The sequence below is a fragment of the Rhodococcus oxybenzonivorans genome, from assembly GCF_003130705.1.
Lineage (GTDB): Bacteria > Actinomycetota > Actinomycetes > Mycobacteriales > Mycobacteriaceae > Rhodococcus_F > Rhodococcus_F oxybenzonivorans.
Window position 1 is genome coordinate 1,390,869 of record NZ_CP021354.1, and the last position, 14,200, is coordinate 1,405,068.

Consider the following 14,200-nt stretch of genomic DNA (forward strand, 5'->3'; position numbering starts at 1 on the left):
AAACGGCGCCGACACACCGTCGCCGGTGTCTAGAGTCGAAGACGTCGATGCAGGTTGGGCATGAGAACGACACCTTCCCCCGAGGGGAGCAGTCCCATGGATCTCCACACTGTCACGGACGTCGTTCGACGACCATCCGACAGGCCGGGGGAGGCGTGGTGTGACGGCGACGCCTGGCTGGCCGGGGGCACGTGGTTGTTCTCCGTCCCGCAGCCCGACGTCCGCCGCCTCGTCGACATCACCACCCTCGGCTGGGATGCGCTGGTGGCCGGTGACGCCGGCCTGGAGATCGGTGCCACGTGCACGATCCGGGAGCTGTATGCGCTGGAGCCGCCGGGCGACTGGCTCGCCGGCCCGTTGCTGGCCACGAGTTGCGAGGCGTTTCTGGCGTCGTTCAAGGTATGGAATTCGGCGACAGTCGGCGGCAACATCTGCATGTCACTGCCTGCCGGCCCGATGATCACGCTGACCGTCGCGCTGGAGGCGACGTACACGCTCTGGAATGCCGACGGATCCGAACGCACCGTCGATGCCGTCGACTTCGTGACGGGAGATCACCGCAACATCCTCGCGCCGGGTGACATCCTGCGGCGCATCGACATTCCGGTGAGTGCCTTGCGTAAGCGTCACACCCACCGTCGTTTCACGCTTACGCAGTTGGGTCGTTCCACGATCTTCCTGATCGCCACGCAGTCGCCCGGAACCGACGACTTTCTGCTCACCCTGACTGCGGGCACCACCCGTCCGGTGCGCCTGTCGTTCGACTCCATGCCCGATGCCGACGCGTTGCGCCACAGCATCGACGACCTACCCGCCGACGTGTGGTTCGACGATCCGAACGGCACTCCCGACCACCGCCGTCACCTGGCGAAACACTTCGCCGAAGAGATTCGCAGTGAACTGGCACCGGGAGAACTGTCATGACGTACACCGTGAACGGCAAGACGTTCGACGAACAACCCGAGCCGGGCCAGTGCCTGCGCACCTTCGTGCGCGCACTGGGCCATCACGGTGTGAAGAAGGGATGCGACGCGGGCGATTGCGGCGCGTGCACGGTGTGGCTCGACGGCGTCCCTGTGCACAGCTGCATCACCCCTGCTTTCCGGGCCGACGGCCACGAGGTGACGACCATCGAGGGGCTGGGCTCACCCGAAAATCTGCACCCGGTGCAGCGCTGCTTCCGCGATGCGCCGGGCTTTCAGTGCGGTTTCTGCACTGCCGGCATGATCATGACTTCGGCGACGTTCACGGACGCGCAGAAGGCGGATCTGCCTCGCGCGCTGAAGGGTAACTTGTGCCGTTGCACCGGGTACCGGGCGATCGAAGACGCGATCAACGGTGTCACCGAGATCGAGGAAGCGCTGCCGGGCAAGGCCGTCGGCACCAGTGTGGGAGCGCCCGCAGCCACCGAAGTGGTCACGGGCCGCGCCGAGTTCACCATGGACACCGAGATCGAGGGCATGCTGCAGCTGAAGGTGCTGCACTCCCCGCACGCCCATGCGCGCATCGTCTCCATCGACAAGACCGCGGCGCTCGCCGTTCCCGGGGTGCTGCGGGTGTACACGTGGCAGGACGTGCCCCGCAAGAGGTTCACCACGGCAATCCACACCGATCACCTCGTCGACCCCGACGACACCTACATCCTCGACGACACCGTGCGGTTCGCCGGGCAGCGGGTGGTCGCGGTACTCGCCGACACCGTCGCCGCCGCCGAGGAGGGATGCCGGAAGGTGGTGGTCGAATACGACATGCTGCCTGCGGTGTTCGACCCGGAGGAAGCGATGGCGGACGGGGCGCCTCGGCTGCACGGCTCGGACGACCCCTTCGTACGGGACCCCGACCACAACATCCTCCTCGAACTCCACGGGAACATCGGTGACCTCGAGGCGGGGCTGGCCGAGGCCGACGTGATCCACGAGGGCACCTACTTCTCCCCGCGCGTACAGCACGCGCATCTCGAGACGCACGGGTCGATCGCGTGGATGGAGGACGGCAGGCTGCACGTGCGCACCAGCTCGCAGTCGCCTTCCATCGCCAAGGTCAAGCTGGCCCATCTCTTCGACCTGCGTCCCGATCAGCTGCGTGTGTTCTGCAAGCGTGTCGGTGGCGGTTTCGGTGGCAAGCAGGAGGTGATCACCGAGGATCTGGTGGCGCTCGCCGCCCTCGACACCGGGCGTCCGGTCTGCTTCGAGTACACCCGGGAGGAGGAGTTCACGACGGCATCGCCGCGGCACCCGATGACGTTGACGATCACCTTGGGAGCGCGGGCCGACGGCACGCTCACCGCGTTCGGGGTGCGCAACGTGTCGAACACGGGCGCCTACGGCAATCACGGGGGCGAGACCCTGTTCGCGGCCGGAGCCGCCATCTCGATGTACCGGTGCCGCAACAAGAAGTTCGACGCGTACTCCGTCTACACGAACACGGTGCCGAGTGGTGCGCTGCGCGGGTACGGCATGACTCAGCCGGCGTTCGCGGTGGAGTCCGCGATGCACGAACTCGCGGTCGCCCTCGACATCGATCCGCTGGAACTGCGCAGACGCAACATCGTGCGCCCCGGGGATTCCCTCGTGGCAATCGACGACCGGCCGGACGACGTCGCCTTCAACGAGGACGGCCTCGGCCAGTGCATCGACCTCGTCGACGCTGCCCTCTCGCGCAGTGCGGACGGGAAGGCGCTCGGTGGCCACTGGCTGATCGGCACGGGTACCGCCAGTTCTGTGCACGAGACCGCCCCGCCCACGGAGCACATCTCGGAGGCGTGGCTGACACTCGGTGACGACTGTGTCTACGAATTAGCAGTCGGCACGGTCGAATTCGGGGAGGGAACGTCCACCGCGCATGTGCAGATCGCCGCCAACCAGCTCGGCACCACACCCGCGCGGGTGCGGCTCGTGCAGTCCGACACCGACCGGACCGGTTTCGACACAGGAGCGTTCGCGAGCGCGGGCCTGTTCGTCGCCGGCAACGCCGTGCTGCGGGCATCCGACGCCCTCCGCGACCGCATCCTGGCCTTCGCTGCCGCACACACCCGGTCCGATTTGTCCGACTGCTCGATGGACGACGACGGCGTTGTCTGTGGTGGCGTCCGCGTCTCGCTCGGCGAACTCCTCGATGCGGCACACCGACGCGGTATCCGGTTCACCGCGGCGCGCAAGGCGTACGGCTCGCCGCGCAGCGTGGTGTCGAATACCCACGGCTTCCGTATCGCCGTTCACCGGATCACGGGCGAGGTCCGCATCCTCTACAGCGTTCATGCCACCGACGCCGGCGTTGTCATCAACCCGGCTCAGGTGCGCGGCCAGATCGAGGGCGGCGTGGCCCAGGGCATCGGGTTCGCGCTGACCGAGAACTACCACGTCGACCACACCGGCACGATGATCAACCCGAGCCTGCGGAACTATTGTATCCCCACGTACGCCGACGTCCCGCGCACGGAGGTGTTGCTGGTCGACTCGTCGGATTCTGTCGGCCCGATGCGGTCCAAAGGCATGGCGGAGTGCTGTATCAACCCGGTGGCGCCGGCGTTGGCCAATGCCCTGCACGACGCGACCGGTGTGCGCTACCGGGAGTTGCCGCTGACACCCGAGCGCATCTACCGACGGCTCGGGGAGTCGACGAGCGTTGTGACGGCGCAGGCGTAGGGCGGCGGCGATGCGCGCGGAACGGATCGACAGCGGCGCCGCGACGGTGATCATCGGCCAGAAGGTCCGCGCCGGTTGCGAGCAGGCCTTCGAGACGTGGCAAGAGGACATGAATGCCGCCGCCTCGGATTACGCCGGGTTCATGGGCGCGGAGATCACCGCACCGACCGACGTGCAGCCCGACTGGGTGGTGGTCTACCGCTTCGATTCCATCGCTCACGTGCAGGCCTGGATCAACAGCGCCACCCGGCAGGAGCACCTCGACGTGGGGCAGCGGTACGTCGACGGTCCCGCCACCCAGCAGGTCCTCGGCGGGGACACCCGACCCCACGACCCGCTCGTCACCGTCGTCGTGTCACATCGCGTCGCGTCCGGCAACGTCACCGCCTTCCTCGACTGGCAGGAGCGACTGCGCCTGGAAGAGAGCAGGTTCGAGGGGTTCCGGGGCAGTGAACTCTTCCGTCCCGTCGAGGGCGTGCAGGACGAGTGGACCGCGCTGTACCGCTACGACACCGCGGCGCACCTCGACACCTGGCTCACCTCGAAGAAGCGGCAGGAGCTGCTGGCGGAGGGTGAAGAGTTCTCCGACTTCGAGTTACGCACCGTCGACAACTCCTTCGGCAGTTGGTTCGCGTTCGACGAGAACGGCAAGGAGGCCCCGCCGCCGTCGGAGACCAAAACCTCCATCGCTGTCTGGGTCGGCCTGTATCCCACCGTCGTGCTGCTCACACTTGCGCTGTCGCCGTTGCGGATGCCGCTGTGGCTCGGAATGCTCGTCGGCAATCTGCTGTCCAGCTTCACCATGAGTTTCCTGACGATGCCCCACTACGTGAACCCGCTCCTGGGGCGGTGGCTGCGGCCCCCAGCGGGTGCGTCGAAGGTGAAGTCCAACGTCAGAGGGATCGCGCTCGTCGCAGCCGCCAATGTGTTCTGGGTGCTCGTCTTCTTTCTGGTGACCACCCAGTTCTGGACGCTGCCCTGACAGCAGCGCCCCCGACACCGTCAACGGAAGGATCGATGATGACCGCGAAAACCGTGCGAGGTACGAGCCTGACCGCCCTTGCCATGGCATCGGCACTGCTCCTGGGAGGTTGTGGCTCGGACAGCGCCGACGACTCCGGTTCGCAGACCAGTGCCACGGCAGCCGTCAACACGACGGATTCGGCAACCACGACGGATTCGACAACCACGACTGGCGCCGGCACCTCGCCCAGTGGGACGGCGGCCTCGACGGCGGTGGGCAAGCAACAGGCCGAACAGATCGCTCTGGCGACGGTGCCCGGAGGCACGGTCGTCTCGTCCGAAGAGGTGAAGCGGGACGGTAAGACCGTCTGGCACGTGCATATTCGCGACGGCAGGGGCTGGGACTACGACGTGAACGTCGACGCTGCCAACGGCACAGTCGTATCCGAGGACCAGGACCGGGACGACGACGAGGCTGCGACCACCCCCTCCGTGCCGGCCGCGTCGCAGGCGGTTACCCAGCAGCAGGCCGAGCAGACTGCCCTGGCGACGGTGCCCGGGGGCACGGTGGTCTCCTCGGAGGAACAGCAGCGGGACGGTAAAACGGTGTGGCACGTGCATATTCGCGACGGCAGGGGCTGGGACTACGACGTGAACGTCGATGCCGCCACCGGCGTGGTGGTACCCGACAACTGACGGACGATCTACCGCCCACCGAGCGGCACCGGTCCGCTCGGTGCAGGCAGCGGGGGGAGAACGCCCAGCGGGGACGGCACCAGGGTGCCGGCCTGCGGGTCGGCCCTGCCGAGTTCGAACTTGCGGATCTCGGCGCCGCCCGGTCCGGCACCACTGACGAGTAGATCTGCGCCCGTGGTGGTGCTCGTCGTGGCCACCTGCACGCCACTGCCCGGGAACGGCACGAAGGCGGCGATCTGCGTGAAGGTGACGGGCCCTGAATGATGGTTGGGGCTCTCGAGATACATCGCCGGTTCGCCGTCGAGTCGTGAACCGCTCGACCAGACGCGAACCGTGCCGTCGCCGCCGAGCTGGCCGGCGACGATGCTCTGAGCGCCGCCCTCGGCGCCCGCGACCCACCCGGTCGACAGGGAGACGCCACCGGTATAGCTCTCGTCGAAGGCCAGGAAGTCCGTGGTGGTCACGGGCCCGGCAGCGTGGCCGGCATGCTCGTCCGTCGAACCGCTCGCCTCGGCCGCAGCGGTCTGGGTGTACAGGTCGTAGCGAAATGTCTTCACGCGGGGTGCTTCACCCGGACCGGGCGCGGTAACGATGCTGTCCCGGCCCGAGACGGCGTCGACCATGCCGGTGGCAACCGTGACACCCGACGTCGAACCTGGGTACGGCGTGAAGCTCCCGAACAACCCGGGGGCCGTGCCCTTCTTGCCGGGAAGACCGAAAATCTTCACTTCCGACTCGATTCCGGGACCGGAGCCGACGATGATGTTGTCGGCCAGGGCGTTGCCGTCGATGTCCGCGCCTGCGACAGTGACACCACCGCGGAATTCCGCGTCGAAGGGCGCGAAACGGGTGAGCTCGGAGAGGAACCCGTCTGCTCCGTCGTAGGCCACCACCTCGGGTGCCACCCCCGCACCCGTGCCGGCCACGAGGTCGAGCACCATGTCGCCGTCGACGTCGGCCATGGCGACGGTCGGCGTTCCCTCGAACGAGGGAAAGGGCGTGGCGGTCGAGACGAGCCTGTCACCGTTGCCGTCGTAGACCTGCACGGTCGCCGCCCCTCCCGGTGATCCAGGTACCGCGACCGCGTACGTCGACACCTCGGGGATCACGTTGACGGTGGCCATCAGCCCGTTGTCCTCGTGGTTGAGTCGATGGCAGTGGATGACGAAGGTGCCGATGTACTCGGTGAACTTCGTGCGCAGCGTCACCGAGGCCGGTACGAGCGGGTTCTCGTTCGCGTCGGTCACCGGCGCCGGCACGTTGACGTTGTCCTCACCCCACATCTGCACCCCTGTCCTCGTGCCGGCGACCGGGTCCACGATCTCGGTAACCTGAAAGTCGTTGACGTGGATGTGCATCGGGTGTTCGTCATTGTTGAGATTGGTGATCAGCCACTCCTCGACGGAGTTCAGCCGCGGCTGGATCAAGGGAATATTGGGGAAGGTGTTGTCGTCGAACTCGTAGGTGAATGCCTTGGGGTCGCTGTTGCTGGCTTTCTCGTTGCCGAAACCGCCCGAGACGGTGAGGGTGCGTTTGACGTCGGGCGTCATCGCCGACGTGTCGACGAAAGACGTGTAGGCGTCGAGTTTCTGCCCGGGTTCGAACGGTGTGGTCCGTCCCTGCCCGTCGTCCGGGGTAGCGTGGACGAGTTTCTGCGTGGGAAAGGTGAAGAAGCCGTCGGCGTAGCTGATGACCGACGGGTCGACGGTGACGGTGCCCAGAACAGCGGGCGGGTTCTCGGTGCCGTCGTTCGTGTACAGCACACCGGGATTGCTGACCGGCTGCGCGTTGTCCAAGGGCGGCATGTCCAGCACCAGGTCGCCGGTCTGCGGCATCGTTACCGCAATCGCGTACCGCGACGCCGGCGGGATGACGAGCCGGGTCCCGTCACCGCCGACGGGCCTCTCGACCTGGGGGAAGGGATTTCCGTCCTGGCCGACTACCGCGAATTTCGGGTGGTTGCCCGTCGCCGTCTCGGTGAGGCGCAGCGGCATGTAGGCGAAGTCGCTGATGTTCGCGAGCACCCAGATTTCGGTCTGTCCCGGCTTCAGCTTCAGTTCCGGCTGGAACTGGCCGTTCACCGTGTACTGCACATCGCGCTGATTGTCCGGCAGGGACGGATCCGCGGGGATGTTTGTCGTGTCGCTGCTGAAACTCTGCAGGTTGCCGGGCACGAACTGGTTCTGTCCCCGGTGGTTGGCGGGCGACAGCGGTCCGCTGTACCAGTTGGTGAAGTACTGGGCGCCCTCCGACGTTTCCGAGAAGTTCACCGGGGCCAGGCTCGGCGAGTACGTGCCGTCGGCGAGCTGGTCGCCTTCGGGGGGCGTCAGCGTGCTCACGTACTGCGGCCAGTTCGGGTCGTTCAGCTGATGCCCGCCGCCCTTGCGGTCGAACACGAAGTTGTACTGCAACGCCATGTCCCGGATCGGGATGTCGTGCTCGGTCACCAGCGGCAGGTTGCCGTCGGGACGCCCGATCTCGAGGAGTCCCGCGAGTCCGAGATACGTCTGCTGCGCCGTGACCGTGTGGCGGTGGCTGTGATACCAGTACAGGCCGTTCGGCATGTCCTTCGGCACCGCGTAGTCGTAGACGTTGCCTTTGCCCGCCGGGATGTCGAGTAGGACGTTGTCGGCGTTGCCGTCCGGACTGACATGCAGTCCGTGGGTGTGGAGATTGAGCGGTGACGACGTCAGAGGCGGCGGGTAGATCGGTACGTCCCCACCTGCGGGTGTGAAGGCGGGATCGTAGAAATCCTCGATCGTCAGGTTCTGCAGGTCGTTGTCGTAATGGATGATCAGACGCTCACCCGGATCGACCCGCAGCGTCGGGGCCGGGTAGACGCCGTCGGCCTCCGTCGAACCGTCGGAGGCCGTGCCTCGGAGAACCTCGTACCCGAAGAGCAGAAAATTCGATACCGGCGCCGAGGCGGTGTCGAGGTCGACGGTGCCCTGATGGGCCGAGAGCCGCACTTCGAGGACCCCGCCGTCGCTCGTCAGCTTCACCGGCTCCTGGTACGCGACGGGTGTGCCGTCCGGCCCGGAATTGCCACCACCCGCGGTGGTCGTGTCGGATGCGCAGCCGGCGAACATCAGAGTGAGCGACATGACCATCGTGACAGCGACCAGGACGACCGGCCTTCTGCGACGGACGACCATGACGTTCCCCGTTCCACGACCGCACGTGAGCAGCGCCGATCGACATATCGAACGGTACACGGCACGCACGGCCGCAATCAGGGGATTCGCGCCTTCACCCACTCGCGGCCCAGCGCGGGGCGGTCGTCGAGCGCCCGACGTTCAAGGTAGAGATTCGGCGGGCCCTCGGAGACTTGCCCAGTTGCTCGACGCGACTGCCCACTGGAGTGTTCGAGCGGTCGACGAAACCAGCCGTGGACAAGTGGAGTTCGAGTACCGGCGCTTGTATATGGTCGTGGTGGTGTCGCACGTAGCCTGTTACCCGACGCGATACCGTAGCCGCACGCATAGCTCTTCGTAAGCGGACCGAACTAACGCGGGAGATCAACCATGAGCGCCGACAAACAGTCGACCATCCTCTACACGCTGACCGACGAGGCGCCGTTGCTCGCGACCTACGCCTTCTTGCCAATCGTGCGCACCTTCGCCGGCGCCGCGGGCATCGAGGTCGAGTCCAGCGATATCTCGCTGCCCGCCCGCATCCTGGCCGAGTTCCCCGACTGTCTGACCGAAGAGCAGCGTGTCCCGGACAACCTCGCCGAGCTGGGTCGTCTGACACAACTGCCCGAGACCAACATCATCAAGCTGCCCAACATCAGCGCGTCTGTGCCGCAGCTCCTGGCCGCCATCAAGGAGCTCCAGGGCAAGGGCTACCAGATTCCGGACTTCCCGGACCCCCCGAAGACCGACGAGGAACGTGAGATCCGGCAGCGCTACGGCAGGATCCTCGGCAGCGCGGTCAACCCGGTCCTGCGTGAGGGCAACTCCGATCGCCGCGCACCCAAGGCGGTGAAGGAGTACGTCCGCAAGCACCCGCACAGCATGGGTGAGTGGTCGATGGCCTCGCGCAGCCACGTCGCGCACATGCGGCACGGCGACTTCTACCACGGCGAAAAGTCGATGACGCTGGACCGGCCGCGCAAGGTCCGGATGGAGCTGGTGACCAAAGGCGGCGAGACGATCGTCCTCAAGCCCGAGGTGGACCTGGGCGAGGGCGACATCATGGACAGCATGTTCATGAGCAAGACGGCGTTGCTCGACTTCTACGAGGAACAGATGGAGGATGCGCGCAAGACGGGCGTGATGTTCTCCCTCCACGTCAAGGCGACGATGATGAAGGTCTCGCACCCCATCGTCTTCGGTCACGCGGTGAAGACGTTCTACAAGGACGCCTTCGCGAAGCACCAGAAGCTGTTCGACGAGCTGGGCGTGAACGTCAACAATGGTCTCGGCGACCTGTACGACAAGATCGAGACGCTGCCCAGCACGCAGCGCGACGAAATCAATCAGGACCTACACAACTGCCATGAGCACCGTCCCGAGTTGGCCATGGTCGATTCCGCCCGCGGCATCTCGAACTTCCATTCACCCAGCGACGTCATCGTGGACGCCTCGATGCCCGCGATGATCCGCTCGGGCGGGAAGATGTACGGCGCCGACGGAAGACCCAAGGACGTCAAAGCGGTGATGCCGGAGTCCACTTTCGCGCGCATCTACCAGGAAATCATCAACTTCTGTAAGACCAACGGCGCGTTCGACCCGACGACCATGGGTACCGTCCCCAATGTCGGGCTCATGGCGCAGAAGGCGGAGGAGTACGGCTCGCACGACAAGACTTTCGAGATTCCGGAGGAGGGCGACGCCAACTTCGTCGATGTCGACACCGGTGAGGTGCTGCTCACCCAGCACGTCGAGGCGGGCGACATCTGGCGCATGTGCACCGTCAAGGACGCGCCGATCCGCGACTGGGTCAAGCTAGCGGTCACCCGGGCACGCAACTCCGGCATGCCGGTCCTGTTCTGGCTCGACCCGTACCGTCCTCACGAGAACGAGCTGATCAAGAAGGTCGAGTTGTACTTGCAGGATCATGACACCGAGGGCCTCGACATTCACATCATGTCGCAGGTGCGCTCGATGCGGTACACGCTGGAGCGACTGATCCGCGGGATGGACACCATCGCCGCGACCGGCAACATCTTGCGCGACTATCTCACCGATCTGTTCCCGATCCTCGAACTCGGCACGAGCGCCAAGATGCTGTCGATCGTGCCGCTGATGGCGGGCGGTGGCCTGTACGAGACGGGCGCAGGCGGGTCTGCGCCCAAGCACGTCAAGCAGTTGGTGGAGGAGAACCACCTGCGCTGGGATTCGCTCGGTGAGTTCCTGGCGTTGGCCGTCAGCCTGGAGGACCTCGGCATCAAGGCCGGCAACGAACGCGCCAAGATACTGGCAAAGACGCTCGATGCAGCGACCGGCAAGCTGCTGGAGACGAACAAGAGCCCGTCGCGCAAGACCGGCGAGCTCGACAACCGGGGCAGTCAGTTCTACCTTGCGATGTACTGGGCGCAGGAACTTGCCGCGCAGACCGAGGACCAGGAACTCGCGGAGCAGTTCGCCCCGCTTGCCGAGGCGCTGGCCAGGGACGAGGACACGATCGTGCGGGAGCTGATCGAGGTGCAGGGCGCGCCGGTTGACATCGGCGGCTACTACAAGCCGGACAGCGAGAAGACCGTCGCCGTGATGCGTCCGAGCAAGACTTTGAACACCACGCTGGCTGCCGCCCAACGCTGAGCCCGATCGTCGCGGCGGATCCGGACGGCGTGGTCGCGACGACCTCGCTGCCACCGGGGTGCGGGGTAGCCCGCCGCGACGGTGGTTATGCTCAATCCCCGCAACCCAGCGCGAGAGCGTGGCCGGCGCGCAGGCGCGGTTGCCGGCCTCGGTGTACGTGTCGAGGCGTCAATCAGGTACTCCGCCAACACCATCGGATGCCGGCAAGGTTCGCAATTTCGGGCGATAGCTGCAGAACTGTAGTCATCGCAGCCCGGTACTCACAAACCATGAGTGACACGGTGCGGTACCGGGGAGAAGGGTCCGCGAGTCGTTCGTTTGTAGGTTCCGCGAACCTATGTCACTTCTTAATCTCGAGTCACTCGGGACAACGCTGGATGCGTCCACATAAAGGGGTTGTTCCGATCAGTCCCGACAAGGGTGCATGGAACTGCACTGCCGTCGGCGCAGATCAGTTGCCGCCGGGCTCCTCGGGGCGGAACCTGAGTCGGGCGGTGATGATGTCCTGGGCGATCACCGTGATCCTGCGGTGTTGCGCGAACGCCATCGCTCGTAGCCGGGCGAGGGCATCGGTAGGAGAGACCCGAAGCTGGACGGCCGCCATTCCGGCGGCCACGTGCACCTTGCCGCGCGGAGACAGGGTGGGGTCGATCACCGTCGGGTGGCGCGAGGGATCGAGTTCCTCGACCACGATCGGGCCGAGGGCAGCGGCGTAGTTGGCCGCGGCCCGATAGTGCTGGGCATCGAGCCGGCCGGGCTGGGTGTGGTAGAGCTCGAGGACACCGATGCGGGCGCCGTTGAACATACGGAGAGGGAAGGCGAAGACGGCGCGAACGCCGAGGTCGAGTATCTCGGGGGCGAACATCGGCCACCGTGTCGTTGTGGCGGGGTCCGTGAGATCAGGGTGTAGTTCGCGCACCGATGAGCGATACGCGGCGAGGCCGGGGCCCTCGCCAAGGGTGAATTCGAGTTCGTCGATCCGTTCGGCGGTGATGTCGGTTGCGTACACCAGGTCCCGACTGGTGTCGCTGGCGAACACCGCGACGGCCGCGCCGTCGACACCGACGACGTCCGAGCATTGCCCGCACAGGGTACGAGTCCGGGTGAGCACGGACACCGTGTGATCGTCGTCGGGACGAGTTGGGTTTTGTTCGGCGCTCATTTCCCCCACTTGCCCAAACTGGGCGACTGCAAACATCCCGCCGCTCACGCCACGAACCTCCGACGCGAGACTCCGGTCGCGTTCACGGTCCGTGCCCGATGCCAGGACCCCTGAGGTTCCATTCTTCAAGAGGATCGGTTGCGGGGGTCATCACGAACCCACGCGCCGCGCTTCGTGCCCAGTCCGCCGAGCGAGGAAGAAAACCTGCACTTCGTGCAACGGTGGACGTAATTTCCGCGCACGCCGCTGTGTTCGGCATACTGTGGCGGTGGCATTCCGAGGTGAGGGTGGTTTGAACGCGGAGGGCAGTGGGGTAGCTGTGGACAGTGACGAGCTCCTTGTCTCGAATGCACCCCCACAGGGCGGGAGTTTCCGGTTTTACCTCGACGGCGAACGCTGGGAATGGTCCGACCCCGTCGCCCGGATGCACGGCTACCAGCCGGGCGAGATCACTCCCACCACCGAACTCCTGCTTTCCCACAAACATCCAGACGACAAAGCGCAGATCGCTGCGCTCTTCGACAAGATGATCCACGCCGGTGAGCCGTTCAGCAGCAAGCACCGCATCATCGACACCGACCGCCGAATCCACCACGTTATCGTGGTCGGCGATCGCCTGCTCGACGAGAACGACAAGGTCATCGGCACGTATGGGTATTACATCGACGTCACCGAATCGTTGGAGACCGACCCCCGCGAATTCAACGAGGCGCTCACCGAGGCAGTCGCCGAATTCGGGAAATCGCGGGCGGTGATCGAGCAGGCCAAGGGTGCACTCATGCTCGTGTACGGCATCTCTTCCGAACGCGCGTTCGGCATTCTTACCTGGCGCTCACAGCAGACCAACACCAAACTCCGCACCCTTGCCGAACGCTTTGTCGCCGCTCTCACCGAGACGGCTTTCCCCGAGTCATTTCGCGCCCGGTTCGACCACCTACTCCTGACTGCACACCAGCATCCCGATACCCAGCCGGGGGAACGGGGTTGACCGGCACCCCGACGTGACGAGCCGAAGGCATCGGCGAAGTTCTCCCGCCCGCATGGTGAGGTCGCAGTGTTCATCTCGTACGAAGACCGCGCGGCATGCGGTCACCGACCGGCGCAGGAGCCAACGGGCGAGCGCCGAAGCCCTGCGTCGTTGCGATCATTCACCGGTGGCGGCGGCCGTGTCGCGGAAGTGGGATTCGAGGCCGTCGATGATGATGTCGAGTCCTGTGTCGAGACGGTGTGCACCGTCGTAGTCGGCGAGATCGGAAGCGAGGGACCGTAACCGGGGGGAACTTGCTGCGCGGCAGGCGATGCAGTCCGAGGCGGAGGACATCCTCCGACTCTTCGGGATCCTCGACCAGTTCCTGGAGTTCGTCGAGAATGTGCCCTTGCAGGAATCCGAAGAAGAGTCGGTAGGAGTGCAACGCATTCGGCGGGGAGAAGCCGGCCCGGACGAGGAGTTCGAGGAAGTCCTCGAGTGGGCGCAGTGTGCCCGGGGGCCGTAATCCTAGAGGTGTCGCGAGGGGGCGCGTCACCAGCAGCGGAACGACATGGGGGTGCTCGAGTGCGAGGTCTCGGTAGCGGTGGGCAAATAGTCGCAGTTCCTGTGTCCAGTCCTGCGCGCCGGGATCGAGGACGAGCTCGCGGAGCACCAGCTCGACGACACCGTCGAGGAGAGCCGCCTTGTTCTGTGCGTAGCGGTACAGGCTCATCGCGTCCCGGTCGAGAGCCTGCGCCAATCGACGCATCGAGAGGGCATCGACGCCCTCGTGGTCGACGATCTCGAGGGCGGCGGCCAGCACCTGCTCGGTGCTCAGCCGGGTCAGACGGGTCCGAACCCGGGAACGGCCCCGGGGAGTGGTCGACCCGGACTCGGCCGGGTCCGTGCGCGCAACCATCGCTGCCTCCTTGATCTGAGACGAGCAGAAGAACGCGTCCCCGACGGATCACGTCTTATCCAGCCCTTCCTTACACCGTACGCT

The 14,200-nt window shown here is 65.7% G+C and carries 8 protein-coding genes and 1 pseudogene; 6 read left to right on the top strand and 3 right to left on the bottom strand.

What is annotated here, in order from left to right:
* Nucleotides 1-96 precede the first annotated feature (96 nt).
* The 4 genes from CBI38_RS06675 to CBI38_RS06690 are packed head-to-tail and all read left to right on the top strand — an operon-like array spanning nucleotide 97 to nucleotide 5,303.
* Nucleotides 97-924, top strand: a complete 828-nt coding sequence (locus tag CBI38_RS06675) for an FAD binding domain-containing protein (protein WP_109327449.1) — start codon at nucleotides 97-99, stop codon at nucleotides 922-924.
* Nucleotides 921-3,644: a molybdopterin-dependent oxidoreductase gene (locus CBI38_RS06680; protein WP_109327451.1), complete on the top strand. Its 2,724-nt coding sequence runs from the start codon at nucleotides 921-923 to the stop codon at nucleotides 3,642-3,644. The genes CBI38_RS06675 and CBI38_RS06680 overlap by 4 nt, the downstream gene beginning before the upstream one ends.
* A gap of 10 nt (nucleotides 3,645-3,654) precedes the next feature.
* Nucleotides 3,655-4,626, top strand: coding sequence for an antibiotic biosynthesis monooxygenase (locus tag CBI38_RS06685; RefSeq protein ID WP_109327453.1), 972 nt, complete (start codon nucleotides 3,655-3,657; stop codon nucleotides 4,624-4,626).
* Between the two features lie 35 nt (nucleotides 4,627-4,661).
* On the top strand, nucleotides 4,662-5,303 hold the full coding sequence (locus CBI38_RS06690) for a PepSY domain-containing protein (protein ID WP_230990096.1): 642 nt from the start codon (nucleotides 4,662-4,664) through the stop codon (nucleotides 5,301-5,303).
* Between the two features lie 8 nt (nucleotides 5,304-5,311).
* Here the strand turns inward: CBI38_RS06690 and CBI38_RS06695 are convergent, their stop codons facing one another.
* Nucleotides 5,312-8,458: a multicopper oxidase family protein gene (locus CBI38_RS06695; RefSeq protein ID WP_109327455.1), complete on the bottom strand. Its 3,147-nt coding sequence runs from the start codon at nucleotides 8,456-8,458 to the stop codon at nucleotides 5,312-5,314.
* 369 nt (nucleotides 8,459-8,827) lie between these two features.
* Here CBI38_RS06695 and CBI38_RS06700 point away from each other — a divergent pair, with 369 nt between their 5' ends.
* The gene (locus tag CBI38_RS06700) at nucleotides 8,828-11,068 is read left to right on the top strand and encodes an NADP-dependent isocitrate dehydrogenase (protein ID WP_109327456.1); all 2,241 of its coding nucleotides are present in this window, start codon (nucleotides 8,828-8,830) and stop codon (nucleotides 11,066-11,068) included.
* 451 nt (nucleotides 11,069-11,519) lie between these two features.
* Here CBI38_RS06700 and CBI38_RS06710 read toward each other — a convergent pair whose 3' ends face one another.
* Nucleotides 11,520-12,230, bottom strand: coding sequence for a GAF and ANTAR domain-containing protein (locus CBI38_RS06710; protein ID WP_162603186.1), 711 nt, complete (start codon nucleotides 12,228-12,230; stop codon nucleotides 11,520-11,522).
* Between the two features lie 319 nt (nucleotides 12,231-12,549).
* On the opposite strand from CBI38_RS06710, the gene CBI38_RS06715 reads away from it, so the two are divergent.
* Nucleotides 12,550-13,218, top strand: a complete 669-nt coding sequence (locus CBI38_RS06715) for a PAS and ANTAR domain-containing protein (RefSeq protein WP_109327460.1) — start codon at nucleotides 12,550-12,552, stop codon at nucleotides 13,216-13,218.
* A gap of 156 nt (nucleotides 13,219-13,374) precedes the next feature.
* Here the strand turns inward: CBI38_RS06715 and CBI38_RS06720 are convergent.
* A pseudogene (locus tag CBI38_RS06720) lies at nucleotides 13,375-14,116 on the bottom strand (TetR/AcrR family transcriptional regulator C-terminal domain-containing protein).
* Nucleotides 14,117-14,200 lie beyond the last annotated feature (84 nt).